The organism is Pseudomonas sp. RIT288 (assembly GCF_000631985.1).
In the GTDB taxonomy this organism is placed as follows: Bacteria; Pseudomonadota; Gammaproteobacteria; order Pseudomonadales; family Pseudomonadaceae; genus Aquipseudomonas.
Genome location: NZ_JFYN01000044.1, coordinates 246,281 through 271,313 on the forward strand (window position 1 = coordinate 246,281; position 25,033 = coordinate 271,313).

General features: G+C 60.7%; 22 protein-coding genes and 2 tRNA genes. 18 read left to right on the forward strand and 6 right to left on the reverse strand.

Annotated elements, in window-relative coordinates; all coding sequences use genetic code 11:
* Positions 1-84: 84 nt before the first annotated feature.
* Positions 85-357, reverse strand: coding sequence for a 30S ribosomal protein S20 (gene rpsT, locus BW33_RS27895; RefSeq protein ID WP_003228351.1), 273 nt, complete (start codon positions 355-357; stop codon positions 85-87).
* A gap of 252 nt (positions 358-609) precedes the next feature.
* On the opposite strand from rpsT, the gene murJ reads away from it, so the two are divergent.
* From murJ to ispH, 6 genes are all read left to right on the forward strand, one after another.
* Positions 610-2,148, forward strand: a complete 1,539-nt coding sequence (gene murJ / locus BW33_RS27900; RefSeq protein WP_047602621.1) for a murein biosynthesis integral membrane protein MurJ — start codon at positions 610-612, stop codon at positions 2,146-2,148.
* A gap of 129 nt (positions 2,149-2,277) precedes the next feature.
* Entirely contained in the window at positions 2,278-3,216 is a 939-nt protein-coding gene (gene ribF, locus BW33_RS27905) for a bifunctional riboflavin kinase/FAD synthetase (protein ID WP_003228347.1), read from the forward strand.
* Between the two features lie 13 nt (positions 3,217-3,229).
* On the forward strand, positions 3,230-6,061 hold the full coding sequence (gene ileS, locus BW33_RS27910; protein ID WP_047602622.1) for an isoleucine--tRNA ligase: 2,832 nt from the start codon (positions 3,230-3,232) through the stop codon (positions 6,059-6,061).
* Positions 6,054-6,566 carry a signal peptidase II gene (gene lspA, locus BW33_RS27915; protein ID WP_007963824.1) on the forward strand — a complete coding sequence of 171 codons (513 nt, stop codon included), beginning with the start codon at positions 6,054-6,056 and terminating at the stop codon, positions 6,564-6,566. Before ileS ends, lspA begins: the two co-directional genes overlap by 8 nt.
* A 7-nt stretch (positions 6,567-6,573) precedes the next feature.
* Positions 6,574-7,011 carry an FKBP-type peptidyl-prolyl cis-trans isomerase gene (fkpB, locus tag BW33_RS27920; protein ID WP_169843368.1) on the forward strand — a complete coding sequence of 146 codons (438 nt, stop codon included), beginning with the start codon at positions 6,574-6,576 and terminating at the stop codon, positions 7,009-7,011.
* A gap of 234 nt (positions 7,012-7,245) precedes the next feature.
* Positions 7,246-8,190 carry a 4-hydroxy-3-methylbut-2-enyl diphosphate reductase gene (ispH, locus tag BW33_RS27925; protein ID WP_047602624.1) on the forward strand — a complete coding sequence of 315 codons (945 nt, stop codon included), beginning with the start codon at positions 7,246-7,248 and terminating at the stop codon, positions 8,188-8,190.
* Here the strand turns inward: ispH and BW33_RS27930 are convergent.
* Entirely contained in the window at positions 8,147-8,716 is a 570-nt protein-coding gene (locus BW33_RS27930) for a GspH/FimT family pseudopilin (RefSeq protein WP_047602625.1), read from the reverse strand. The genes ispH and BW33_RS27930 overlap by 44 nt on opposite strands.
* Before the next feature lie 131 nt (positions 8,717-8,847).
* Here BW33_RS27930 and BW33_RS27935 point away from each other — a divergent pair, with 131 nt between their 5' ends.
* From BW33_RS27935 to thiO, 7 genes are read left to right on the forward strand one after another with little or no spacing between them, the layout of a single operon-like run.
* Positions 8,848-9,321, forward strand: coding sequence for a GspH/FimT family pseudopilin (locus BW33_RS27935; RefSeq protein ID WP_047602626.1), 474 nt, complete (start codon positions 8,848-8,850; stop codon positions 9,319-9,321).
* Complete coding sequence (gene pilV / locus BW33_RS27940; protein WP_047602627.1) at positions 9,318-9,767, forward strand: type IV pilus modification protein PilV; 450 nt, start codon at positions 9,318-9,320, stop codon at positions 9,765-9,767. The genes BW33_RS27935 and pilV overlap by 4 nt, the downstream gene beginning before the upstream one ends.
* Positions 9,764-10,477 carry a PilW family protein gene (locus BW33_RS27945; RefSeq protein ID WP_047602628.1) on the forward strand — a complete coding sequence of 238 codons (714 nt, stop codon included), beginning with the start codon at positions 9,764-9,766 and terminating at the stop codon, positions 10,475-10,477. Before pilV ends, BW33_RS27945 begins: the two co-directional genes overlap by 4 nt.
* An 11-nt stretch (positions 10,478-10,488) precedes the next feature.
* Positions 10,489-10,968 (forward strand): pilus assembly PilX family protein, encoded by a 480-nt coding sequence (locus tag BW33_RS27950; protein WP_047602629.1) that lies wholly within the window; start codon positions 10,489-10,491, stop codon positions 10,966-10,968.
* Entirely contained in the window at positions 10,955-14,038 is a 3,084-nt protein-coding gene (locus BW33_RS27955; RefSeq protein WP_047602630.1) for a pilus assembly protein, read from the forward strand. The genes BW33_RS27950 and BW33_RS27955 overlap by 14 nt, the downstream gene beginning before the upstream one ends.
* A 15-nt stretch (positions 14,039-14,053) precedes the next feature.
* Positions 14,054-14,455 carry a type IV pilin protein gene (locus BW33_RS27960; RefSeq protein WP_027612814.1) on the forward strand — a complete coding sequence of 134 codons (402 nt, stop codon included), beginning with the start codon at positions 14,054-14,056 and terminating at the stop codon, positions 14,453-14,455.
* A 57-nt stretch (positions 14,456-14,512) separates the two neighbouring features.
* Complete coding sequence (gene thiO, locus BW33_RS27965; RefSeq protein WP_047602631.1) at positions 14,513-15,613, forward strand: glycine oxidase ThiO; 1,101 nt, start codon at positions 14,513-14,515, stop codon at positions 15,611-15,613.
* Positions 15,614-15,728: 115 nt separating this feature from the next.
* Here the strand turns inward: thiO and BW33_RS27970 are convergent, their stop codons facing one another.
* From BW33_RS27970 to BW33_RS27985, 4 genes are all read right to left on the reverse strand, one after another.
* A complete protein-coding gene (locus BW33_RS27970; RefSeq protein WP_047602632.1) occupies positions 15,729-17,075 on the reverse strand; it encodes a sigma-54-dependent transcriptional regulator in 1,347 nt (448 codons plus the stop codon).
* Complete coding sequence (locus BW33_RS27975; RefSeq protein ID WP_047602633.1) at positions 17,072-18,661, reverse strand: sensor histidine kinase; 1,590 nt, start codon at positions 18,659-18,661, stop codon at positions 17,072-17,074. The genes BW33_RS27970 and BW33_RS27975 overlap by 4 nt, the downstream gene beginning before the upstream one ends.
* Complete coding sequence (locus BW33_RS27980; protein ID WP_047602634.1) at positions 18,651-18,884, reverse strand: PP0621 family protein; 234 nt, start codon at positions 18,882-18,884, stop codon at positions 18,651-18,653. Before BW33_RS27980 ends, BW33_RS27975 begins: the two co-directional genes overlap by 11 nt.
* A gap of 127 nt (positions 18,885-19,011) precedes the next feature.
* Positions 19,012-20,034 carry an outer membrane protein assembly factor BamD gene (locus BW33_RS27985; protein ID WP_047602635.1) on the reverse strand — a complete coding sequence of 341 codons (1,023 nt, stop codon included), beginning with the start codon at positions 20,032-20,034 and terminating at the stop codon, positions 19,012-19,014.
* Positions 20,035-20,185: 151 nt separating this feature from the next.
* Here BW33_RS27985 and rluD point away from each other — a divergent pair, with 151 nt between their 5' ends.
* The 5 genes from rluD (at position 20,186) to BW33_RS28010 (ending at position 25,021) form a co-directional block, all read left to right on the forward strand.
* Complete coding sequence (rluD, locus tag BW33_RS27990) at positions 20,186-21,148, forward strand: 23S rRNA pseudouridine(1911/1915/1917) synthase RluD (protein WP_007963852.1); 963 nt, start codon at positions 20,186-20,188, stop codon at positions 21,146-21,148.
* Positions 21,145-21,867: a peptidoglycan editing factor PgeF gene (gene pgeF, locus BW33_RS27995; protein WP_047602636.1), complete on the forward strand. Its 723-nt coding sequence runs from the start codon at positions 21,145-21,147 to the stop codon at positions 21,865-21,867. Before rluD ends, pgeF begins: the two co-directional genes overlap by 4 nt.
* A gap of 131 nt (positions 21,868-21,998) precedes the next feature.
* Positions 21,999-24,563: an ATP-dependent chaperone ClpB gene (gene clpB / locus BW33_RS28000; protein WP_007963856.1), complete on the forward strand. Its 2,565-nt coding sequence runs from the start codon at positions 21,999-22,001 to the stop codon at positions 24,561-24,563.
* 296 nt (positions 24,564-24,859) lie between these two features.
* Positions 24,860-24,935: transfer RNA gene (locus BW33_RS28005), tRNA-Asn, on the forward strand.
* A 9-nt stretch (positions 24,936-24,944) separates the two neighbouring features.
* Positions 24,945-25,021 (forward strand) — tRNA-Pro (locus BW33_RS28010).
* Positions 25,022-25,033 lie beyond the last annotated feature (12 nt).

Genomic DNA, 25,033 nt, shown 5'->3' on the forward strand with positions numbered 1-25,033 from the left:
CTCCTACATTTTTTTGTGCTGCATTCGCTAAATCGCAGGCAATAAAAAACCGACCCTAAGGTCGGTTTTTAATGACTACGTCGATTAAGCAGCTTCTTTCAGTGCTTTGACGTGGCCATTCAGGCGGCTCTTATGACGAGCAGCCTTGTTCTTGTGGATGATGCCTTTATCGGCCATACGGTCGATAACTGGCACAGCCAGAACGTATGCAGCTTGAGCTTTTTCAGCGTCTTTTGCGTCGATGGCTTTAACTACATTCTTGATGTAGGTACGAACCATGGAACGCAGGCTGGCGTTGTGGCTGCGACGCTTCTCAGCCTGTTTTGCACGTTTTTTGGCGGAAGGTGAGTTGGCCACCGTCGAGCTCCTCGAAAGACTTTTTAGGAAATAGCAAACAAAATAGGCCGCGAATCATGCCGATGAGTTGAAGTCTTGTCAAGGGCGCTTGAAACGTTCCGCTAAGTGGTAGGTATGAAGAGGCGGGATATTTATTTCCGGCGCTTGACCTGTAAACTCGCGAGCTTTGGCTCTGTGCTGTTGCGGCGCGGAGTATCGCACAAGTAGGCGCATTGTTCGCCTGCTGTTTATCGACAGGCACTAATTTCCTTAATGAATCTGCTCAAATCGTTGGCCGCTGTCAGCTCTATCACGATGCTTTCCCGGATTCTGGGGTTTGTCCGTGACACGCTCATCGCTCGCACATTCGGTGCCGGAATGGCGACGGATGCCTTCTTCATTGCCTTCAAACTGCCCAACCTGCTGCGGCGAATCTTCGCCGAGGGCGCGTTCTCTCAGGCTTTCGTGCCGATTCTGGCGGAATACAAGAGTCAGCAGGGGGAAGAAGCGACGCGCACCTTCATTGCTTATGTATCGGGCTTGCTGACGTTGGTGCTGGCTCTGGTCACGGCATTGGGCATGATCGCCGCGCCATGGGTGATCTGGGCCACGGCGCCGGGGTTTGCCGACACGCCGGAAAAATTCCAGCTCACCTCCGACCTGTTGCGGGTGACGTTCCCTTATATATTGCTGATCTCCCTGTCCTCGTTGGCCGGGGCGATCCTCAATACCTGGAACCGCTTTTCGGTGCCGGCCTTCGTACCGACCTTGCTCAACGTGAGCATGATTGTGTTTTCGCTGTTCCTGACGCCGTATTTCGATCCGCCGGTGATGGCCCTCGGCTGGGCGGTACTGGTCGGTGGTCTGGCGCAGTTGCTCTATCAACTGCCGCACCTGAAAAAAATCGGCATGCTGGTGCTGCCGCGCCTGAACCTGCGCGATAGCGGCGTGTGGCGGGTGATGAAGCAGATGCTGCCGGCGATCCTCGGCGTTTCGGTCAGCCAGATTTCGCTGATCATCAACACCATTTTCGCCTCGTTCCTGGTGGCCGGTTCGGTGTCGTGGATGTATTACGCCGACCGTTTGATGGAATTGCCGTCCGGCGTGCTCGGCGTAGCGTTGGGCACCATTTTGCTGCCGACGCTGGCCAAGACTTATGCGAGCAAGGATCGCCACGAATACTCGCGGATCCTCGACTGGGGGCTGCGCCTGTGCTTCGTGCTGGTGTTGCCGTGTGCGCTGGCGCTGGGGATTCTCGCCGAACCGCTGACCGTGTCACTGTTCCAGTACGGCCAGTTCAGCGCGTTTGATGCGTCCATGACCCAGCGTGCGCTGATTGCCTATTCTGTCGGTCTTCTCGGGATTATCGTGATCAAAGTGCTGGCGCCGGGCTTTTACGCGCAACAGAACATCCGCACCCCGGTAAAAATCGCAATCTTCACCCTGGTGTGCACGCAGTTGTTCAACCTGATGCTGATCGGCCCGCTGGCTCACGCCGGTCTGGCGCTGGCGATCAGTGCTGGTGCCTGTCTGAATGCCGGGCTGTTGTTCTATCAACTGCGCAAGCAAAAGATGTATCAGCCGCAACCGGGCTGGTACACCTTTGGCTTCAAACTGGTGGTGGCGGTAGCGGTGATGTCGGCGGTGCTGCTGCTGGGCATGCATTTCATGCCGGCCTGGGATCAGGGCCATATGCTGGCGCGCTTCCTGCGTCTGGGGGCGCTGGTGGTTGCCGGTGTGGTGGCGTATTTCGGTATGTTGCTGCTGCTCGGTTTTCGCCTGCGCGACTTCAATCGCAAGGCTTTGAGCTGAGGTTTCAGCCTTTATAACCGGGCACGGGCCGGCAGTTTTGTCGGCTCGATCACTTTGCGTTACGGTGTTGCCTGTCGTCGACCGTCGGGTGTGGTTATAATCGACCACTTTATGAGCAAGAAGCGCGTTATGCAGCTGGTTCGAGGCCTCCACAACTTGCGCCCCCAGCATCGGGGCTGCGTCGCCACTATTGGCAACTTTGACGGTGTTCACCGTGGTCACCAGGCTATCCTGGCCCGACTGCGTGAGCGTGCGCTCGAGTTGGGCGTACCCAGCTGCGTGGTGATTTTCGAGCCGCAGCCACGGGAGTTCTTTGCCCCGGAGACCGCGCCGGCACGTCTGGCCCGCTTGCGTGACAAGCTGCAGTTGCTGGCCGCCGAGGGGGTCGACCGGGTGCTGTGCCTGGCGTTCAACCAGCGCCTGAGTAAGCTCAGCGCCAGTGAATTCGTCGATACCATCCTGGTGGACGGTCTCGGCGTGCAGCATCTGGAAGTCGGCGACGATTTCCGCTTTGGCTGCGACCGCCTCGGCGATTTCGATTTCCTGCTGCAGGCCGGCCAGGTACACGGTTTTACCGTGGAAGCCGCGCAAACCGTCGAGCTGGACGGCATTCGCGTCAGCAGCACCCAGGTGCGCAACGCGTTGGCCGCCGCCGATTTTGCCTTGGCCGAACGCTTGCTCGGCCGCCCGTACCGGATCGCCGGTCGCGTGCTGCACGGCCAGAAACTGGCCCGGCAACTGGGTACGCCCACTGCCAACATTCAACTCAAACGCCGTCGCGTGCCGTTCACCGGGGTCTACCTGGTGGATGTGGACATCGACGGCAAGACCTGGCCTGGCGTCGCCAATATCGGCGTGCGGCCTACGGTCCAAGGTGATGGCAAAGCCCACCTTGAAGTTCACCTACTGGATTTTGCCGGCGATCTGTATGACCGGCGTCTGACGGTGGTTTTCCACCAAAAGCTGCGTGAAGAGCAGCGTTTCGCCTCCCTGGAGGCACTGAAAACGGCGATCAACGCGGATGTCGCCGCCGCCCGTGCACTAGCCGCACCTAGCGCCCATCGCTAATGAAGAGCCTTAAATGACCGACTATAAAGCCACGCTAAACCTTCCGGACACCGCCTTCCCAATGAAGGCCGGCCTGCCACAGCGCGAACCGCAGATCCTGCAGCGCTGGGACAGTATTGGCCTGTACGGAAAGTTGCGCGAGATTGGCAAGGATCGTCCGAAGTTCGTCCTGCACGACGGCCCTCCGTACGCCAACGGCACGATCCACATCGGTCACGCACTGAACAAGATTCTCAAGGACATGATCATCCGCTCGAAGACCCTGTCGGGCTTCGACGCGCCGTATGTTCCGGGCTGGGACTGCCACGGCCTGCCGATCGAGCACAAGGTTGAAGTGACCCACGGCAAGAACCTGGGCGCGGACAAGACCCGCGAGCTGTGCCGTGCCTACGCCACCGAGCAGATCGAAGGGCAGAAGAGCGAATTCATCCGTCTCGGCGTGCTGGGCGACTTCGCCAACCCGTACAAGACCATGGACTTCAAGAACGAGGCCGGTGAAATCCGCGCCCTCGCCGAAATCGTCAAGGGCGGTTTCGTGTTCAAGGGCCTGAAGCCGGTGAACTGGTGCTTCGATTGCGGTTCGGCGCTGGCCGAAGCCGAAGTCGAGTACGAGAACAAGAAGTCCTCGACCATCGACGTGGCCTTCCCGATCGCCGACGAGGCCAAACTGGCCGCCGCGTTCGGTCTGCCGTCGCTGAGCAAGCCTGCCTCGATCGTGATCTGGACCACCACCCCGTGGACCATTCCGGCCAACCAGGCGCTGAACGTACACCCGGAATTCAACTACGCCCTGGTAGATATCGGCGACAAGCTGCTGGTCCTGGCTGAAGAGCTGGTCGAGTCGTGCCTGTCGCGTTACGGCGTTGAAGGCACCGTACTGGCCACCGCGCCGGGTTCGGCGCTGGAACTGATCAACTTCCGTCACCCGTTCTACGATCGCCTGTCGCCGGTGTATCTGGCGGACTACGTCGAACTGGGCGCCGGTACCGGTGTGGTTCACTCCGCCCCGGCGTACGGTGTGGACGACTTCGTGACCTGCAAGAAATACGGCATGGTCAACGACGAGATCCTCAACCCGGTACAGAGCAACGGCGTGTACGTGCCGTCGCTGGAGTTCTTCGGCGGCCAGTTCATCTGGAAGGCCAACCCGGCCATCGTCGAAAAGCTGACCGAAGTCGGCGCGCTGCTGCACACCACCGTCATCGAACACAGCTACATGCACTGCTGGCGCCACAAGACCCCGCTGATCTACCGCGCCACCGCGCAGTGGTTCATCGGCATGGACAAGGAGCCGGTCAGCGGCGACACCCTGCGCGTGCGCTCGCTCAAAGCCATCGAAGACACCAAGTTCGTTCCGGCCTGGGGCCAGGCGCGCCTGCACTCGATGATCGCCAACCGTCCGGACTGGTGCATCTCCCGTCAGCGCAACTGGGGCGTGCCGATCCCGTTCTTCCTGAACAAGGAAAGCGGCGAACTGCATCCACGCACCGTCGAACTGATGGAAGAAGTGGCCAAGCGCGTTGAAGTCGAAGGCATCGAAGCCTGGTTCAAACTCGACGCCGCCGAACTGCTGGGCGACGAAGCGCCGCTGTACGACAAAATCAGCGACACCCTCGACGTCTGGTTCGACTCGGGCACTACCCACTGGCACGTGCTGCGCGGTTCGCACCCGATGGGTCACGAAACCGGCCCGCGCGCCGACCTGTACCTGGAGGGTTCCGACCAGCACCGCGGCTGGTTCCACTCGTCGCTGTTGACCGGTTGCGCCATCGACAACCACGCGCCGTACCGCGAGCTGCTGACCCACGGCTTCACCGTCGACGAGTCCGGCCGCAAGATGTCCAAGTCGCTGGGCAACGTGATCGCGCCGCAGAAAGTCAACGACACGCTGGGCGCCGACATCATGCGTCTGTGGGTCGCCTCGACCGACTACTCCGGTGAAATGGCCGTGTCCGAGCAGATCCTGCAACGCAGCGCGGACGCCTATCGTCGCATCCGTAACACTGCGCGTTTCCTGCTTTCCAACCTGACCGGATTCAACCCGGCCACCGATCTGTTGCCGGCTGAAGACATGCTCGCGCTGGATCGCTGGGCCGTGGACCGTACCCTGCTGCTGCAACGCGAGCTGCAAGAGCACTACGGCGAATACCGTTTCTGGAACGTCTATTCGAAGATCCACAACTTCTGCGTGCAGGAGCTCGGTGGTTTCTACCTCGACATCATCAAGGATCGCCAGTACACCACCGGCGCCGACAGCAAGGCGCGTCGCTCGTGCCAGACCGCGCTGTTCCACATCTCCGAAGCGCTGGTGCGCTGGATCGCGCCGATCCTCGCGTTCACCGCCGACGAGCTGTGGCAGTACCTGCCGGGCGAGCGCAACGAATCGGTGATGCTCAACACCTGGTACGAAGGTCTGACCGAACTGCCTGAAGGCTTCGAGCTGGGTCGCGCCTACTGGGACCGCATCATGGAAGTGAAGGTGGCGGTCAACAAAGAGATGGAAATCCAGCGTGCGGCGAAAGCTGTCGGTGGCAACCTGCAAGCCGAAGTGACGCTGTTCGCCGAAGAGGCGCTGAGTGCCGACCTGGCCAAGCTGAGCAACGAACTGCGCTTTGTCCTGATCACCTCGACTGCCAGCGTGGCACCTTTCGTTCAGGCACCTGCGGACGCGGTCGTCACCGAAGTCAGCGGCCTGAAACTGAAGATCGTCAAATCGGCCTTCCCGAAATGCGCGCGTTGCTGGCATTGCCGCGAAGACGTCGGCGTGAACCCGGAGCATCCGGAAATCTGCGGTCGTTGCGTCGACAACATCAGCGGCGCCGGCGAGGTTCGTCACTATGCCTAATGCCGTTGGCCGTTTCGGACGGTTGAGCTGGCTCTGGTTGAGTTTGCTGGTTCTGGTCATCGACCAGGCCAGCAAGTTCTACTTCGAAGGCAAGCTCGAAATGTTCCAGCAGATCGTGATCATTCCCGATTACTTCAGCTGGACCCTGGCCTACAACACCGGCGCGGCGTTCAGCTTCCTGGCCGACAGCTCCGGCTGGCAGCGCTGGCTGTTCGCCCTGATCGCGATCGTGGTCAGCGCGGTGCTGGTGGTCTGGCTCAAGCGTCTGGGCCGCAACGATACCTGGCTGGCCGTTGCGCTGGCACTGGTGCTGGGCGGTGCGCTGGGCAATCTGTATGACCGCATTGCCCTGGGCCATGTGATCGACTTCATTCTGGTGCACTGGCAGAACCGCTGGTACTTCCCGGCGTTCAACTTTGCCGACAGCGCCATCACCGTCGGTGCGGTGATGCTCGCACTGGACATGTTCAAAAGTAAGAAAACCGGAGAAGCCGTTCATGACTGAACAGGTATTGGCTGAGCAACGCATCGGCCAGAACACGGAAGTCACTTTGCACTTTGCATTGCGCCTGGAGAACGGCGACACGGTCGACAGCACGTTCGACAAGGCCCCGGCGACCTTCAAGGTCGGCGACGGCAACCTGCTGCCGGGTTTCGAAGCGGCATTGTTCGGCTTCAAGGCCGGCGACAAGCGTACGCTGACCGTCGAGCCGGAAAACGCCTTCGGCCAGCCGAACCCGCAAAACGTACAGATCATCCCGCGTTCGCAGTTCGTCGACATGGAGTTGTCGCCGGGTTTGCTGGTGATCTTCAATGATGCGGCCAATACTGAGCTGCCGGGTGTGGTGAAAGAGTTCGACGACGCACAAGTGACCATCGACTTCAACCACCCGCTGGCCGGCAAGACGCTGACCTTCGACGTCGAGATCATCAACGTCAAAGCGCTTTAAGCAACACAGCAGGACCCTCATGAGAGGGGGCTTTTGTGGTGAGGGGATTTATCCCCGATGGGGTGCGAAGCCCCCCCGAATCTGATCACCGCGGTCTAGAATCGGAAAGCATTGACTGGTTTGACGATTGTTTCGCAATCGATCGGGGATAAATCCCCTCGCCACAACAGGCTCGCTCCCACAATGTTTTCAACCGTTTTCGCTATTTCTTGCGCGCAAGACACGAGGCACAGCATGCAAATCAAACTCGCCAACCCCCGTGGCTTCTGCGCCGGCGTGGACCGGGCGATCGAAATCGTCAACCGCGCCCTGGAAGTCTTCGGGCCGCCGATCTACGTGCGTCATGAAGTGGTGCACAACAAGTTCGTCGTCGAAGACCTGCGCAGCCGCGGCGCGATCTTTGTCGAAGAACTGGATCAGGTGCCGGATGACGTCATCGTGATCTTCAGTGCCCACGGCGTTTCCCAGGCCGTGCGCAATGAAGCTGCCGGCCGTGGCCTGAAAGTCTTCGACGCCACTTGCCCGCTGGTCACCAAGGTGCACATCGAAGTCGCCAAATACAGCCGCGACGGCCGTGAGTGCATCCTGATCGGCCACGCCGGTCACCCGGAAGTCGAAGGCACCATGGGTCAGTACGACGGCAGTAACGGCGGCGCGATCTACCTCGTCGAAGACGAGAAAGACGTGGCCGAACTGCAGGTGCGTAACCCGGAAAAACTGGCGTTCGTGACCCAGACCACCCTGTCGATGGACGATACCAGTCGCGTGATCGATGCCCTGCGCACACGCTTCCCGGCCATCGGTGGCCCGCGCAAGGACGACATCTGCTACGCCACGCAAAACCGTCAGGACGCGGTCAAACAACTGGCCGACGAATGCGACGTGGTGTTGGTGGTGGGCAGCCCGAACAGTTCCAACTCCAACCGTCTGCGCGAACTGGCCGAACGCATGGCCACGCCGGCCTACCTGATCGACGGCGCCGAAGACCTGCAGAAGAGCTGGTTCGAGGGGGTCGAGCGCATCGGCATCACCGCCGGTGCTTCCGCACCGGAAGTGTTGGTGCGTGGCGTAATCCAGCAGTTGCAAGCCTGGGGTGCGATTGGTGCCGATGAACTGGCCGGCCGCGAAGAGAACATCACGTTCTCGATGCCGAAAGAGCTGCGCGTCCGCTCGATCTGAAGCTCTTCGCCTTCAGGCACAGCGCCTGCTCAGCCTTCGCGCTGGTCAGGCGCACCCGGCCGGTCGCCGCCAGCACCACCTGGAGCTGGCTGACCGGCTCGTGTGTCGAACAGATATGTAATGTCCCTGCCTGAAACGCCCGCCCGGGCATCAGCGGTTGCCCCAGACTGCTGAAGCGCACGTAACGACTGACCGCCCAATTGCCGACGATCGGTGTCCGCCCGTCACTCGCATGTTCCACCAGCAGTGGATTGCTGCTGTCCTGCGGCCCCTTGCCGCTGATATCCAGAATGATCCGCCAGCCCTGACTCCAGTCGTCGTCGATGCCATGGATCACCACACTCTGATTGCGGGTGATGGCCAGGGTGCGGGCGTTGCGAATGCCCTCAAGCAACGACCGCGCCGCCTGGTCGCGATGAGTCGACTCGGTGAAGGCGGCGAACGCCGGACTGACCAGCGACAGAACAATTGCGCCAATCGCCAGTCCCATAAGCAATTCGATCAGGCTGAAACCCTGTTGCGGCATGACGACTCCCTCCGTGGAGCATGAAGCCCGGCGCGATCCTTTTCGCCGGGCAGGGCAAATCAACCGACGCAGGCCGGTTGAATGTTCTAGTTTGTAGAAGCAGGTATAGCCGACGGCAACGGAGGGCATCGATGGATCATCGTACAAAAGGTTTCACGCTGCCCGAGTTGTTGGCTGCGGTCGCCGTGATGGTGATCCTCATCACCCTGGCGGTGCCGGGGTTCACCCGCTCGATCCAGAGCAGCAAGGCCGACACCGAAATGGGCGACCTGCAGCGCGCCATCAACTATGCGCGGCTGGAGGCGATTGATCGCGGCGTGACCACGCGTCTTCGCCCGAGCGCCGGTGGCAGCTTGTGGACCGGCGAGTTATCGGTCTACGACAGTACTGGCACTGCGGCCAATGTATTGCGGGTTGTTCCAGCGATGAGCAGCGGCGCGACTCTGACGCTACCCTCAGGAGTGACTGCACTGGATTTCAACAATCTGGGCGGTCTGGCGGCCCCGTCGACAGCGGTGGTCATCAGCTACGCGCTGGGAACGCAAAGCAGGACGCTGAACGTATGTCTGAACGGACGAATTCAATTGGGTGGAAGTTGCGGATGAGGGCAGGGAGCACACAGGCACAGGAGGGCATGTCGCTGATCGAAGTGCTGGTCGCATTGCTGATTCTGACCGTCGGCATATTGGGCGCGGCAGCCGTTCAAGTGAATGCGCTGAAGTACACCGACAGTTCGCGGATGACCAGCCAGGCGAGCTTCATCGCCTACGACATGATGGATCGCATCCGCGCCAACGCCGCCGCCGATTACACGGTGACGCCGCCGACCTCGGGCAACCTCAGTGTCGCCCGCGATCAGGACCTCTACGATTTCACCACCAACATCGTCAATTTCGGCGGGCCGAGCGCCACAGGCACGATCACCCGCAATCAGCGGGTGTACACCATCACCATCAACTGGAATGACTCACGGGCGGCGAATGCCACCGGCACCACGCGCAGTTTCGTCCTGACCAGCCGTGCCACGGTCGATCCGGTGGCCGGCCCATGAAGCACGCCAACCGGGGTTTCGGCCTGATCGAAATGCTCATCGCCCTGGCGCTCGGGCTGATCATTGTCCTGGGCGTGGTGCAGACGTTCCTCGCCGCTAAAAACACTTACGTCAGCCAGAACACCGCTGCCGCGATGCAGGAGGACGCACGTTTTGTCCTGAGCAAGATGATTCAGGAACTGCGCATGGTCGGCATGTTCGGCTGCCTCGGCAGCATTACCGACGCGAGTTCGGCAGGGGATTTCAGCGCGGCGCAGATCACCCCGATCAGTTGGGACAACAGCAACCTCAAGCTGACTCTGGTCACCGCCGATGTCGGCGGCAGTGGCGGCACGCCGACCTGGACGGTGGTCTCCGATTGCCGCAACAGCGCCACGGCCTATACCGGGTTGCGGGCGGCGGCGAGCGGTCAGATCGCCTTTCCGATCCGCCGTTTGATCTACAGCTTCAGCAACAACCAGATTCTCATGGGCACCGGCAGCGGCACCCCGACCCAGCAGGTGCTGGTGAATAACGTCAGTGTCTTTAACGTGACCTTCGGTCTGGCCGCGTCGGCTACCGACGTCGCGGCGTCCTCCTACAGCAGCAACCCCAGCGACCCGGCGCGCATCCGCAGTGTGCGTCTGAGCCTGACCCTCACTGACCCGAACAACCGGGTGGCCAATCAAACCTTCAACGTGGTTGCCGCTTTGCGCAACCGCTTGCAATGAGGGCCGGGCCGATGAGGATGACTTTCGACCAGAGGCAAAACCAGCGTGGCATGGTGTTGTTGGTCAGTCTGGTGTTTCTGTTGCTGCTGACCTTGATCGGGCTGTCCTCGATGCAGAGTGCCAATCTGCAGGAAAAAATGGCCGGCAGTGTCAGCCTGCGCAATCAGTCGTTCCAGACCGCCGAGGCGGCGTTGCGCATCGGCGAGAGTGCGGTGCAACTCGACAGTTATTCGCTGGCTGTATGTGCCAACGCCACGCAATGTGCGCCGCCGGCGGAGTCCTCGGTGGTCAGTGCGGCGGGACTCAATTCGACTTCCGGAGTCACGTGGATCGCTGCCGGTAACGGCTTTTATGGTGTGCAGAACATTGGCACCACCCTGACGGCGGTCAACGTGCCGAGCAACACGTCGGCGACTCTGTATCGAGTTACCGCCGTCGGCATCGCCGGTACTTCGCGCAGTGTGGTGGAGAGTGTCTATGCGAAGTATTGAGCGCTGCCGGACGCTGTTGGCGGGCATGCTGCTGAGCTTGTATCTGGCGGCGCCGGCGTATGCGTTCACACCGTCCGACTCGCCACTCTTGAGCGCAGCGGCGGTGCCGCCCAATGTGATGTTGCTGATCGACGATTCCGGCAGCATGAACAGCATTATTTATGCGCCAGGATTCGATCCCGGTGTTGATCGCACAGCCGCCCGGCAGTGCAACGCGTTGCTCGGACTGTGCCTGAGTTCGACCCCCATTACCGGTGACTCGGTGTTTCTCTCAAGCCTGCCGACCTCCGGTTGTTCCGGTGGGGCCTATGCCTTTTACAACAACAGTGTTGCGCCGCTGTGCCTGAAACTGCCGGATCCGGTGGGTGGCGGCAACACCCGCTACACCGGGGATTACATTGCCTATGTGTTCGGGTTGGCGATCAACAACGGCACCCGCGACTTCACCAACGGGGCAATTCCCAACGACTATCGGATCAACGTGGCGCGCAACGTGTCCACCGCGCTGGTCACCAGCAACCGTACCTTGCGCATGGGCCTGTCGACTTTCAATCCGGTCACCAGTAACAACTCGGGCAATGGCGGATATATCGCGCGATCGATCAGCGACCTGTCACCGGTCTCCGGCAGCGTGACCCAGGCGCAGGCCGACGCCAACTACAACGCGCTGATTTCTTCGATCAACGGTTTGAGCGCCGTGGCCAATACGCCGCTGGCAGAAACCTATTACGAAATCACTCGCTACATGCGTGGCATGGCGCCGTACTACAACAGCACGCCGACGACCTACACCAGCCCGATCCAGTACCGCTGCCAGAAGAACTACGGCGTGGTGATCACCGACGGTTTGCCGACTTACGACCGCACCTTCCCGAGCAATGATCCGCTGGGTGGCAGTCGCCTGCCGAACTGGGATGGCATCAACAATGACGGCAACAACCTCAATGGCGATAGCGAGGGCGACACGCTGTATCTCGACGACATTGCCAAATTCGCCTTCGATATCGACATGCGTTCCACGGGGACTGACGCCGCTGGCAAAAGCTGGAATGCCGTGGATTTTCCCAAGCAGAACATGAACACCTACACCGTGGGTTTTACCGCCGACAACGACATGCTGTCGGACTCCGCGGCTTACGGGCAGGGCAGGTATTACCAGGCGACCGACAGCACGGGCCTCAATGCCGCGCTGTCCTCGGCGTTGAGCGATATCACCTCCAAGGCCGGTTCCGGCGGCAGCGGGGTCACCAGCGGTACTACGCTGGCCAGTGGCACCCGTTATTTCCAGACCAGCTACGACCCCAAGGACTGGCGCGGGACGATCAAGTCCTTCGGCTTCACCTCGGCCGGTGCGGTGAATACTTCGGCAGCGTTGTGGAGCACCGATACCACGATCGTGCCGGGCGCGACCGCACCGACTTATCAATCATGGAACACCGGCAGCAACGCCACCGTCACCCTGGCCTACGGCAATTTCTCCGCTGCGCAACAGACCACGCTCAGCCAGAGCCTGCCCACCGGCATCAGCGGCAACGATCTGGTGGAATGGAGCAAGGGCACCAACAAGACCGGGCTGAAAGTGCGCAGCGTATTGCTTGGCGACATCATCAACTCGCCGCTGGTGCTGGTCTCGCCCAGCGATAAAACCGCCTCCGACCTCTCGGGCGACACCACCTACACCACGTACCTGACCACCAAAGCGGCGAACATGAACTCGAGTCTGGTGGTGAATGCCAACGACGGTTTCGTCAACGTGATCAACTCGGCCAACGGCACCCGGCGTTATGCCTACATGCCGTCCAGCGTGTTGCCTTCGCTGCGGCTGATTGCCGATCCGGCATACATCAATGGCGTCAGCCACAAGTTTCTGGTGGACGGTCAGGTCGGGGTCTACGACCTTCAGTTCAACAGTGCCTGGAAAACCGTGGCCATCGGCGGTACCGGCGCTGGCGGCAAGACTTTCTATGCGTTGCAGTTGTTCGATGCGTCGGCTGGCAATGTTCTCAATGCCTTGTGGGAAGTCAGTGCACCTGCCACGGCGAACACTGCGAACGCCTTCAATGATCTGGGTTACGCCTATGCCCGGCCGGAAGTGGCACGCTTGGCTGATGGTCGCTGGGCGGCGTTCATTGCCAATGGTTATGGCAGCAACTCCGGTGTGGCGGCGTTGTATGTGCTGGATGTGCGTGACGGTTCGTTGATCAAGAAGATCGTGATCGACAGCACCGAAACCACCAATGGCCTGTCGTCGGTGAAGCTCAAGGTCAATTCTTCGAACGTGGTTCAGGCCGCGTACGGTGGTGACTTGAAAGGGCGCTTGTGGAAATTCGACCTGAGCGCGACGTCGACCGACAGTTGGGGCGTGGCGTTCTCCGGTAAACCGCTGTTCACCACGGCGGGCGGGGCGACCCAGCCGATCACCGCGCAGCCGCTGCTGGCGGACAATTCGCTGGGGGGCAAACAGGTATTTTTCGGCACCGGAAAATTCAACGAGACCGCCGACAAGACCAACAAGGATCTGCAGGCGTTTTATTCGGTGTGGGATGCCGACGGCGGTTCCGGGCAGCTGACGGTCAGCAGCCTGCAGACGCAGGCGGTGACCGGGGTGTTCTCCGGCAGCACCGGGCAGTTCATCACCACCAGCCAGAACGACACGACCTATCCGGGGGAGAAGGGCTGGTATCTGCCTTTGGTGTACAACAACGTGCTGACCGGCGAGAGGGTGATCAATCAGGCGAGCCTGGTGCTCGGACGCATCGTGTTTACCACCGCCAGTGTCGACACCACCGACCCGTGTGCCAGTTTCGGCACTGGCAAACTGGTCGAACTCGATGCGTTCAGCGGTAAGATGCTCAACTACGCGGTACTCGACACCAACGCCGATGGCGAGGTCGACAGCAACGACACGATTTCCAGCGGCGTGGTGTTCACCGGCGGGATTCCGACCCTGAACGCCATCGTCAATGGTGCGACGCGCAAGATCGTCAACGATTCCAGTGGCACTGTCACCACACTGGTGGAAAAATCCGGCGGCGGCAGCCGTCGTATCATGTGGCGACAAATACAGTAAGTGAGAGTTTGAGGCATGCGCAGATTCAACCGAGGCTTCACCCTGATCGAAATCATGATCGTGATTGCGATCATCGGGATCATCATCACCATCGCCGCACCGAGCTACACCGAGTACCTGAAAAAGGGCCGGCGCGCCGAAGTGGTGTCGCTGCTCTCGGAGCAGGCGCAGAGCCTCGAGCGTTTCTATACCAAAAACAACGTCTACACCGGCATCACCGGTCTGAGCACGGGCAATGATTTCTACACCATCACCCCGACGATCGCTGACCAGACCTTCCTGCTGACCGCCACCCGCAAGGCTGGCACTGCCATGGCCACCGACAAGTGCGGGGACTTCACCCTGACCAACACCGGTGTCAGAAGCATGAACAACGCAACCACCGGGCTGACCACCAAGGATTGCTGGGGCCGCTGAGGTACCTTCTCAAGGGCGCCTTTTGCGCCCACTGTCTTTTTTACGGTTGGATCAAACATGACCAGGCAACAGCAAGTGGTGATTGTCGGTGGCGGGGTGATTGGCCTGCTGACCGCCTACAACCTCGCCTCCGAAGTGCGCAGCGTGGTGCTGCTGGATCGTTCGAACGTCGGCCAGGAATCGTCCTGGGCCGGCGGCGGTATCGTTTCGCCGCTGTACCCGTGGCGCTACAGTCCGGCAGTCACCGCGCTGGCGCATTGGTCGCAGGATTTTTATCCACAGCTGGGCGAGCGGCTGTTTGCCGCTACCGGGGTTGATCCCGAAGTGCACACCACCGGCCTGTATTGGCTGGATCTGGAGGATGAAGCCGAAGCACTGGCCTGGGCCGAGCGGGAAAACCGTCCGCTGCGGGCTGTGGATATCTCGGCGGCGCACGATGCGGTGCCGGTACTGGGCGACGAGTTCTCCCGGGCGATCTACATGGCCGATGTGGCCAATGTGCGTAACCCGCGTCTGGTCAAATCGTTGAAAGCCGCTTTGCTGGCGCTGCCGAACGTGACCATTCACGAGCAATGCGAAGTCAGCGGGTTTGTTCGCGAAGGCGAGCGGGTGGTTGGCGTCGAAACGTCCAAAGGCCTGATCCGCGGCGAGCAGATCGTGCTGACGGCCGGCGCATGGAGTGGTGATCTGCTCAAGACATTGGAGCTGACGCTGCCGGTCGAGCCGGTCAAGGGCCAGATGATTCTCTACAAGTGCGCAGCGGATTTCCTGCCGAGCATGGTGCTGGCCAAGGGACGTTATGCGATTCCGCGTCGCGACGGGCACATTCTGATCGGCAGTACGCTGGAGCACGAAGGTTTCGACAAGACCCCGACCGATGTCGCGCTGGAGAGTCTCAAGGCTTCGGCGGTCGAGCTGCTGCCGGCGCTGGCGCAGGCCGAAGTGGTGGGGCATTGGGCCGGTTTGCGCCCGGGCTCGCCGGAGGGGATTCCGTATATCGGCCGGGTGCCGGGGTTTGAGGGGTTGTGGCTGAACTGCGGGCATTACCGCAACGGCCTGGTGCTGGCGCCGGCGTCGTGTCAGTTGTTCGCCGATGTGATGCTGGGGCATGCGCCGATTATCGATCCGGCGCCGTATGCGCCTGAAGGCCGCATTTAGTCAGATATTTCTCTGTAGCCTGGCAGATCGCTTTCGCGAGCAGGCTCGCTCCCACAGTTGATCTTTGTCGATCACAAAATCCAATGTGGGAGCGAGCCTGCTCGCGAAGGGGCCCTCAATCCAGGCCTAATTTCTTCAGGCGATAACGCATCGACCGAAACGACAGACTCAAGCGCTGCGCCGCCGCAGTACGATTCCAGCGCGTTTCCTCCAGCGCCTGCAGAATCAGCTTGCGCTCGACGTTTTCCAGATAATCCTCAAGATTATCGATCTGCGTCAGGTCGGCGATACCGCCTTCGACTGCGCAATTGCCTTCGCTGAGACGTAAGTCCGCGGCCTCGATCAACTGGTTTTCACACAACGTGTGCGCCCGTTCGAGGACGTTTTCCAGCTCCCGTACATTCCCCGGAAAGCGGTAACTCTTCAGCGCCTCAAGCGCCTGCGGGTGCAAACGAGCCGCGGCGCGGCCGCTGCCTGCCGCCAGACGCTGGAGCATGTGCGCAGCCAGTACTTCGATGTCATCGCGCCGTTCGCGCAGGGATGGCACGCGCAGTTCGATCACGTTCAAGCGGTAATACAGGTCCTGGCGAAAGCGCCCGGCGGCGACCTCGGCGTCGAGATCCTTGTGGGTGGCGCAAAGAATGCGTACATCGACCACCGCTTCCTGCTGGCCGCCGATACTGCGCACGGCTTTCTCCTGAATCGCCCGCAGCAATTTGACCTGCATCGACAGTGGCAGGTCCGCCACCTCGTCGAGAAACAGGGTGCCGCCGTGTGCGGCCTGAAACAGTCCGGGTTTGTCCTCGACCGCGCCAGTGAAGCTGCCCTTGCGATGGCCGAAAAACTCGCTTTCCATCAGCTCCGATGGAATTGCCCCGCAGTTGACCGGCACAAACGGCTTGCTGGCGCGCGGCCCCTGTTCGTGGATCAGCCGAGCGACCAGTTCTTTGCCGCTGCCCGATTCTCCGCTGATGTAGACCGGGGCCTGACTGCGCGCCAGTTTGTCGATCTGTTTGCGCAGGTCGCGCATGGGCTGCGAGTCGCCGAGCAGGCGCCGATCTATCGACGATACGGCGCCACCCACCGCCGGCATGCGCAACGCGGTGCTGACCAGTTCGCGCAGGCGCGTGAGATCAACCGGCTTGGTGAGGAAGTCGAAGGCTCCGGCCTTCAGCGCATTGATCGCGGTTTCCAGGCTGCCATAGGCGGTGATCATCGCCACCGGCAGTTGTGGATAACGTTGCTGGATGTGCTGCACCAGGTCCAGCCCCGTGCCGTCGGGCAGGCGCATGTCGGTCAGGCACAGGTCGAACGCATTGCGCTGCAACAGCGCCTGGGCTTCGCCGAGGTTGCGTGCGCTGAAGGTGTCGAGTTTCATCCGTCCCAGGGTGATTTCCAGGAGTTCGCGGATATCCGGTTCGTCGTCGACGATGAGGATTTTTTGCCGTGGGCTCGTGTTCAACTTTGTTTCCGTCCGTGAGCAAAGGTGATGCGAAAGCAGCCGCCGCCTTGGCGTGGTTTGAAGTCTAGGCGCGCCTGGTTGCTTTCGCACAGCTCACGGGACAGATAAAGCCCAAGGCCGGTGCCCTGGCTGCTGGTGGTGAAGAACGGTTCGAACAGATGCGCCTGCTGATCGGGCGGCACACCGGGGCCGTTGTCCTGCACTTCGAGTACCGCCAACTGGCTGTCGGGGTCGATGAACAGTGCCAGCCAGACTTCAGCCTGCTCGTGCTCCAGGGCGCTGTGCCGCCAGCCGTTGCGTAACAGATTGTCGAGAATCTGTGTGAGCTGGTCGGGGTCCATCAACGTGATGAAGTCCCCGGAATTGATCCGCAAATGAATCGATTGGCGCTCGCTCGCCTGTTCGCGGCTCTGGGCAACAAAGTGTTCCAGCCACGGCTTGAGATCCAGGCGTTGCGGAGCGCTCTGCTGGCGGCGCGACAGTTGCAGGACGTTTTCGATGACTCGGTTCATGCGCTGGGAGTGGTCTTGAATAATCTGCGTCAGACGCCGATCCGCGCTATCGAGTTCCTCGGACTCGCCCAATAACTGCGCGGCATGACTGATGGCACCCAGCGGGTTACGGATTTCATGGGCGATGCCGGCGGTCAGGCGCCCGAGTGCGGCGAGCTTGAGTTGCTGGGCTTGCTGGGCGACTTGCGCGAGGTCTTCGAGAAATATCAGGGTTTGCTGGTTCGGGCTCTGTGCGAGGGCGATGAAGTTCGGTTGCAGCTCCAGACCGTTGCCGGGAATCTTCAGGCTCTGCGGGCGCAGGGTCGGGTTGCTCAGCCACAGTTGCAGGCGCTCGACCAGTGCCGGCGAGTAGTCATCGATCAAATGTCCCTCAAGGTGCGACTGCGCCAGCAGGTTTTTCGCGCTGTGATTGGCCAGTTGCACCCGACGCTGTTCGTCGAGCACCAGGATGCCGGTGCGCATGCGCTGCAGAATCAGGGCGTTGAGGGCCTCGAGGCCGACCACTTCGCTGGCGCGCTGTTCGGCGAGGGTCTCGCTGACTTCCAGGCGCCGGACCAGACCCTGTACCAGCAGCGATGCGGCAAAACACAGAGCGCCGAGGGTTCCGGCCTGCAGGTAATCATTGGCGCTCAGGGGATGGCTGAAACCCAGCAGGAAACTGGAAACGACAATGCCGAGGGCGCCGATGGCGGCAATCAGCAGTCCGATGCGTCGGCGCAGCAGGGTATTGGCGATCGCCACCGAGACAATCAGCAGGTTGCCGATGGCGCTGGCGACGCCGCCCGCCGCGTAGAACAGGCCGCACAGCAGCAGCACATCGACCAGCGCCAGGCTGAACATCTGCGCCGGGCGGCGGGTGTTCTCCAGGAACACCACCAGCAGAATGTTCAACACCAGATACAACCAACTGCCGCTGCGTAGCAGGTCGTCGTCGGCCGACGTCAGCAGGCGGTTGTCCATGTTGCTGGAGATCAGCAGCACCAGGGTGATGCCGACGCTTAAACGGTAGAGATGATAGAGACGCAGCAGGCGCTGCGCCTGTTTACTGTCGGCGTGGGCGGCCTCAGCGATCACTGGTGCCCGGGCCTTGCTCAAGGTGAGCCTGGCTGCAATACCACTGTTGCTGAAGGTTCAGCGCGCGATCGCGCGGCAAGTGCACGCCACAATGGGCGCAGCGCACCATCGGCGCGGCATCTTGCTCGCGGGGCGACTGGGTGGAGGCGGCGGGCGCCTTGAATTTGCGCCACAGCCATACCGCGGCGAAAATCAGGACAATCCAGAACAGTAAACGAAGCATGATGGGCGGCTTTTCGGCTAATGATTCGGCAGTTTAGCCAAGGAGCCGGCAAGCGCACAGACTATTAATGCGCAGCAATGAAAAAGGGAGATCCGCAGATCTCCCTTTTTTGTGACGCCCGGTGTGATCAGTCGAACACGCCGAAGGTCATGTAGCTGAACCACGAACGGTCTTCGTTGTTGCCTTCAGCCTCGTGATGTTCTTCTTCAATCACGTCACCGTTTTCGTCTTTAGGCTTGAGCTCGTTCGGAATCGCGTCTTTCGCGTCCTGGAACTGCTTCTGCACGTCCTGGTTGGCGCGGGTTTCTCCCGGCGGCAGCGGCGGACGCGATTCGATCAGGCCCAGCGTCGCCTTGCTCAGGAACGAGCGGTTGTCGGCTTCGGCAACCGATGGCACGAACTGACCGTCCTGCAGGCTTGGGTGGTTCGGGTAGTTGAGCTTCAGGGTTTCCAGGCTGGTGGCGGCCAGATCGTCCAGGTGCAGACGCTGGTAAGCCTCGGTCATCACCGCCAGGCCGTCACCGACCGATGGGGTTTCCTGGAAGTTTTCCACTACATAACGGCCACGGTTGGCGGCGGCGACGTAGGCCTGACGAGTCAGGTAGTAGTCGGCTACGTGGATTTCGTAGGCGGCCAGCAGGTTGCGCAGGTAAATCATGCGCTGCTTGGCGTCCGGCGCGTAGCGGCTGTTCGGGTAGCGGCTGGTCAGCTGCGCGAACTCGTTGTACGAGTCGCGGGCAGCGCCCGGGTCACGCTTGGTCATGTCCAGCGGCAGGAAGCGCGCCAGCAGGCCGACGTCCTGATCGAAAGAGGTCAGACCCTTGAGGTAATACGCGTAATCCACGTTCGGATGCTGCGGATGCAAACGAATGAAACGCTCGGCGGCGGACTTTGCAGCTTCCGGCTCGGCGTTCTTGTAGTTGGCGTAGATCAACTCCAGCTGTGCCTGATCGGCGTAGCGACCGAACGGATAACGCGACTCCAGGGCCTTCAGCTTGGCTGTGGCGCTGGTGTAGCTGTTGTTGTCCAGGTCAGTCTGAGCCTGCTGATACAGCTCGGCTTCGCTGAGGTTTTCGTCTACGACTTCCTTCGATGAGCAAGCAGCGGTCAATGCGAGGATGGCGATCAGCAGCAGGTGTTTCACTTGCATGGCGGCTTGCGTCCCTATGACGGCCGCTGTCTTGGGCGGGGCCGTCCTGTTATGATGAGCGCCCCGTTGAAAAGCCTCGGGGCAAAAGACGCCGTATTTAACCACAAGCGCGCAGCCGAAACCAAAGGCTGTGCCGACGCCCAGTCAGAGCATGTCCGATAAAATTGAACTTCGCGCAGAGGTGCCGTCCGATTTGGGCGGCCAACGCCTCGATCAAGTCGCCGCCCAACTCTTCGCTGAGCACTCACGCTCGCGCCTTTCCGCCTGGATCAAAGAAGGTCGCCTGACTGTGGACGGGGCGGTCATCCGCCCGCGCGACATCGTGCACGGCGGTGCCATCCTTGAGCTGACTGCCGAGCAGGAAGCCCAGGGCGAGTGGATCGCCCAAGACATCGAGCTCGACATCGTCTATGAAGACGACGACATCCTGGTGATCAACAAGCCTGCGGGCCTGGTGGTGCACCCGGCTGCCGGCCACGCCGATGGCACCTTGCTCAATGCCTTGCTGCACCACGTGCCGGACATCATCAATGTCCCGCGCGCCGGTATCGTGCATCGCCTGGACAAGGACACCACCGGTCTGATGGTGGTGGCCAAGACCATTCAGGCGCAGACCAAGCTTGTTGCCCAGCTGCAAAGCCGCAGCGTCAGCCGGATCTACGAGTGCATCGTGATCGGTGTCGTGACCGCCGGGGGCAAGATCAACGCCCCGATCGGCCGTCATGGTCAGCAACGCCAGCGCATGGCAGTGATGGAAGGCGGCAAGCCGGCCGTCAGTCACTACCGCGTGCTGGAGCGTTTCCGGTCCCACACGCACGTGCGGGTCAAACTGGAAACCGGCCGCACCCACCAGATTCGCGTGCACATGTCGCACATCAACTTCCCGTTGGTCGGCGACCCGGCGTACGGCGGTCGTTTCCGCATTCCGCCTGCCGCGAACCCGACCATGGTCGAGTCGCTCAAGCACTTCCCGCGTCAGGCCCTGCACGCGCGCTTCCTTGAGCTGGATCATCCGACCACCGGTGAGCGCATGAGCTGGGAATCGCCGCTGCCGGAAGATTTCGTCTGGCTGCTGACCCTGCTCAAGCAGGATCGCGAGGCATTCGTCGGATGAACTGGCTGACGCCGGACTGGCCTGCGCCGGCCAGCGTCAGGGCCTGTGTCACCACCCGCGAGGGGGGTGTCAGCGAGGCGCCGTTCGACAGCCTTAATCTGGGCGATCATGTCGATGATCGCCCGGAAGCCGTCGCCGAGAATCGTCGGCGTCTGACCGAACACTTCTCGATAAAGCCTGCCTGGTTGCAGCAAGTGCACGGAATTGCCGTGGCCCATGCTGATCCAGACGTGGTTGCCACCGCCGACGCCAGTTGGACGGCAACCCCCGGGATTGCCTGCACGGCAATGACCGCAGATTGCCTGCCGGCACTGTTCTGCAACCGTGCCGGCACTCGCGTCGCGGCAGCTCACGCCGGCTGGCGCGGGTTGGCGGCGGGCGTACTGGAAGCCACCCTCGATCATCTCGACACCGCTGCGGCGGACGTACTGGTCTGGCTTGGCCCGGCCATCGGCCCGAAAGCTTTTGAAGTCGGCCCGGAGGTACGCGAAGTCTTCGTCGAACAACTGCCGGAAGCGGCAGCCGCCTTCGTGCCCAGCCACAATGCTGGCAAGTTCATGGCTGACATCTATCTGCTGGCGCGCCTGCGTCTGGCTGAACGCGGTGTCACTGCGGTTTATGGCGGCGGTTTCTGCACTGTGACCGATCCGCGCTTCTTTTCTTACCGCCGTGCGTCGCGCACCGGTCGCTTTGCCTCCCTTGTCTGGCTCACCCGCTAGACTTGTCTGACTTGCATCAACTCTCCGACGCTTGAATCTTCCAGAATCGACCGCATCTACAGTGGTATCTGGCAGGTTTCTTTATTCAGGATGGTTTTTAGGTCCGGCCTGCTCAAAAGGAAGGTGACCCCATGCGTATAGACCGTTTAACCAGCAAACTTCAGTTGGCGTTGTCCGACGCCCAATCCCTGGCCGTTGGCCACGATCATCCGGCCATCGAGCCGGCGCATTTGATGCAAGCCATGCTTGAGCAGCAGGGTGGTTCGATCAAACCCCTGTTGATGCAAGTGGGCTTCGACGTCAACAGCCTGCGCAAAGAGCTGACCAAAGAGCTCGATCAATTACCGAAAATCCAGAACCCGACTGGCGACGTGAACATGTCGCAGGATCTGGCGCGTCTGCTCAATCAGGCTGATCGTCTGGCTCAGCAGAAGGGCGACCAGTTCATTTCCAGCGAGCTGGTGCTGCTCGCCGCGATGGACGAGAACAGCAAGCTCGGCAAATTGCTGCTCGGCCAGGGCGTGAGCAAAAAAGCCCTGGAGAACGCGATCAACAACCTGCGCGGTGGTGAGGCGGTGAATGACGCCAACCACGAAGAATCCCGCCAGGCGCTGGACAAGTACACCGTCGACCTGACCAAGCGTGCCGAAGACGGCAAGCTTGATCCGGTGATCGGCCGTGACGACGAAATTCGCCGCACTATTCAGGTACTGCAGCGTCGCACCAAGAACAACCCGGTGCTGATCGGTGAACCTGGCGTGGGTAAAACCGCGATTGCCGAAGGTCTGGCCCAGCGCATCATCAACGGCGAAGTGCCGGACGGCCTCAAGGGCAAACGCCTGCTGTCACTGGACATGGGCGCGCTGATTGCCGGTGCGAAGTATCGCGGTGAGTTCGAAGAACGCCTGAAAGCACTGCTCAATGAGCTGTCGAAGCAGGAAGGGCAGATCATTCTGTTTATCGACGAACTGCACACCATGGTCGGCGCCGGTAAGGGCGAAGGCTCGATGGATGCCGGCAACATGCTCAAACCGGCACTGGCGCGCGGTGAGCTGCACTGCGTCGGCGCAACCACGCTCAACGAGTACCGCCAATATATAGAGAAGGATGCGGCGCTTGAGCGACGCTTCCAGAAAGTCCTGGTGGATGAGCCGAGCGAGGAAGACACCATCGCCATTCTGCGTGGCCTCAAGGAGCGTTATGAGGTTCACCACAAGGTGGCGATCACCGACGGCGCGATCATCGCAGCGGCCAAGCTCAGCCATCGCTACATCACTGACCGGCAGCTGCCGGACAAGGCCATCGACCTGATCGACGAGGCCGCCAGCCGTATCCGCATGGAGATCGACTCCAAGCCGGAAGTGCTGGATCGTCTGGAACGTCGTTTGATTCAGCTCAAGGTTGAATCTCAGGCACTGAAGAAAGAAAGCGATGAAGCGGCGATGAAGCGCCTGGAAAAACTTCAGGAAGAAATCGTTCGCCTCGAACGTGAGTACTCGGATCTGGAAGAAATCTGGAACTCGGAAAAAGCCGAGGTACAGGGTTCGGCGCAGATTCAGCAGAAGATCGAGCAGTCGCGTCAGGAACTCGAAGCGGCGCGCCGTAAAGGCGACCTCAACCGCATGGCCGAATTGCAGTACGGGGTGATCCCGGATCTGGAACGCAGCCTGCAAATGGTTGACCAGCACGGCAAGAGCGAAAACCAGCTGCTGCGCAGCAAGGTGACTGAAGAGGAGATCGCCGAAGTCGTTTCGAAGTGGACCGGTATTCCGGTGTCGAAAATGCTCGAAGGCGAGCGCGACAAGCTGATGAAGATGGAAAGCCTGTTGCACCAGCGCGTGATTGGTCAGGACGAAGCGGTGGTCGCGGTCGCCAACGCGGTACGGCGTTCGCGTGCCGGGCTGGCGGATCCGAATCGTCCAAGCGGCTCGTTCATGTTCCTCGGCCCGACCGGTGTCGGTAAAACCGAGCTGTGCAAGGCGCTGGCCGAATTCCTCTTCGATACGGAAGAGGCGATGGTGCGGATCGACATGTCCGAGTTCATGGAGAAACACTCCGTGGCGCGGCTGATCGGTGCACCACCGGGCTACGTTGGTTACGAGGAGGGCGGTTACCTGACCGAAGCGGTGCGCCGCAAACCTTACTCGGTGATCCTGCTGGACGAGGTCGAGAAGGCGCATCCGGATGTGTTCAACATCCTGCTGCAGGTGCTGGAGGATGGACGTCTGACCGACAGTCACGGGCGCACGGTGGATTTCCGCAATACCGTGATCGTCATGACCTCGAACCTCGGTTCGTCGCAGATCCAGGAGCTGGTCGGTGACCGTGAGGCCCAGCGTGCAGCAGTAATGGACGCGCTGACGTCGCACTTCCGTCCCGAGTTCATCAACCGGGTCGACGAAGTGGTGATCTTCGAGCCATTGGCGCGGGACCAGATCGCGGGCATCACCGAGATCCAGCTGGGCCGTCTGCGCAGTCGTCTGGCCGAGCGCGAGCTGAAGCTGGAGCTGAGCCCGGAAGCGATGGACAAGCTGATTGCCGTCGGTTACGACCCGGTATATGGCGCACGTCCTCTCAAGCGTGCGATCCAGCGCTGGATCGAAAACCCGTTGGCGCAGTTGATCCTGTCGGGGCATTTCCTGCCGGGCGATACGGCGACTGGCAAGGTTGTGAACGACGAAATCGTTTTCGACTGAGCGGCAACGCCAATGAAATAAGGAAGGCCTCGCTTTGCGAGGCCTTTTTTTCGTTAGGCTGTTGAACTCTAAGGAAAAGGCTTGTAAAGTGCGCCCCGCAGTCAGTCACCCGCAGCATCTCAGCTCACTGAGCTGAAATCTGAAATAAGTTGCAAATCATTAACTTGAAAGCGATTTAGGGGGTTGACAGAGGTGTTCTAGGTTGTAGAATAGCGCGCCTCAGACACACGAACGCAGCGATGCGAACGGAAGTCTAAGAGCTGTAAGTTTCACCGTTGTAAATTGAAATATGTAGTTCCGTGATAGCTCAGTCGGTAGAGCAAATGACTGTTAATCATTGGGTCCCAGGTTCGAGTCCTGGTCACGGAGCCAATTTCAAACCGGGGTATAGCGCAGTCCGGTAGCGCGCCTGCTTTGGGAGCAGGATGTCAGGAGTTCGAATCCCCTTACCCCGACCATTTTTGGGTCGT

What these genes read in the sequence shown, in the direction of transcription:
- murJ (WP_047602621.1), top strand. Translation starts at nt 610, where the DNA reads ATGAATCTGCTCAAATCGTTGGCCGCTGTCAGCTCTATCACGATGCTT.
- ribF (WP_003228347.1), top strand. Translation starts at nt 2,278, where the DNA reads ATGCAGCTGGTTCGAGGCCTCCACAACTTGCGCCCCCAGCATCGGGGC.
- ileS (WP_047602622.1), top strand. Translation starts at nt 3,230, where the DNA reads ATGACCGACTATAAAGCCACGCTAAACCTTCCGGACACCGCCTTCCCA.
- lspA (WP_007963824.1), top strand. Translation starts at nt 6,054, where the DNA reads ATGCCTAATGCCGTTGGCCGTTTCGGACGGTTGAGCTGGCTCTGGTTG.
- ispH (WP_047602624.1), top strand. Translation starts at nt 7,246, where the DNA reads ATGCAAATCAAACTCGCCAACCCCCGTGGCTTCTGCGCCGGCGTGGAC.
- BW33_RS27930 (WP_047602625.1), bottom strand. Translation starts at nt 8,716, where the DNA reads ATGCCGCAACAGGGTTTCAGCCTGATCGAATTGCTTATGGGACTGGCG.
- BW33_RS27935 (WP_047602626.1), top strand. Translation starts at nt 8,848, where the DNA reads ATGGATCATCGTACAAAAGGTTTCACGCTGCCCGAGTTGTTGGCTGCG.
- pilV (WP_047602627.1), top strand. Translation starts at nt 9,318, where the DNA reads ATGAGGGCAGGGAGCACACAGGCACAGGAGGGCATGTCGCTGATCGAA.
- BW33_RS27945 (WP_047602628.1), top strand. Translation starts at nt 9,764, where the DNA reads ATGAAGCACGCCAACCGGGGTTTCGGCCTGATCGAAATGCTCATCGCC.
- BW33_RS27950 (WP_047602629.1), top strand. Translation starts at nt 10,489, where the DNA reads ATGAGGATGACTTTCGACCAGAGGCAAAACCAGCGTGGCATGGTGTTG.
- BW33_RS27955 (WP_047602630.1), top strand. Translation starts at nt 10,955, where the DNA reads ATGCGAAGTATTGAGCGCTGCCGGACGCTGTTGGCGGGCATGCTGCTG.
- BW33_RS27960 (WP_027612814.1), top strand. Translation starts at nt 14,054, where the DNA reads ATGCGCAGATTCAACCGAGGCTTCACCCTGATCGAAATCATGATCGTG.
- thiO (WP_047602631.1), top strand. Translation starts at nt 14,513, where the DNA reads ATGACCAGGCAACAGCAAGTGGTGATTGTCGGTGGCGGGGTGATTGGC.
- BW33_RS27980 (WP_047602634.1), bottom strand. Translation starts at nt 18,884, where the DNA reads ATGCTTCGTTTACTGTTCTGGATTGTCCTGATTTTCGCCGCGGTATGG.
- BW33_RS27985 (WP_047602635.1), bottom strand. Translation starts at nt 20,034, where the DNA reads ATGCAAGTGAAACACCTGCTGCTGATCGCCATCCTCGCATTGACCGCT.
- rluD (WP_007963852.1), top strand. Translation starts at nt 20,186, where the DNA reads ATGTCCGATAAAATTGAACTTCGCGCAGAGGTGCCGTCCGATTTGGGC.
- pgeF (WP_047602636.1), top strand. Translation starts at nt 21,145, where the DNA reads ATGAACTGGCTGACGCCGGACTGGCCTGCGCCGGCCAGCGTCAGGGCC.
- clpB (WP_007963856.1), top strand. Translation starts at nt 21,999, where the DNA reads ATGCGTATAGACCGTTTAACCAGCAAACTTCAGTTGGCGTTGTCCGAC.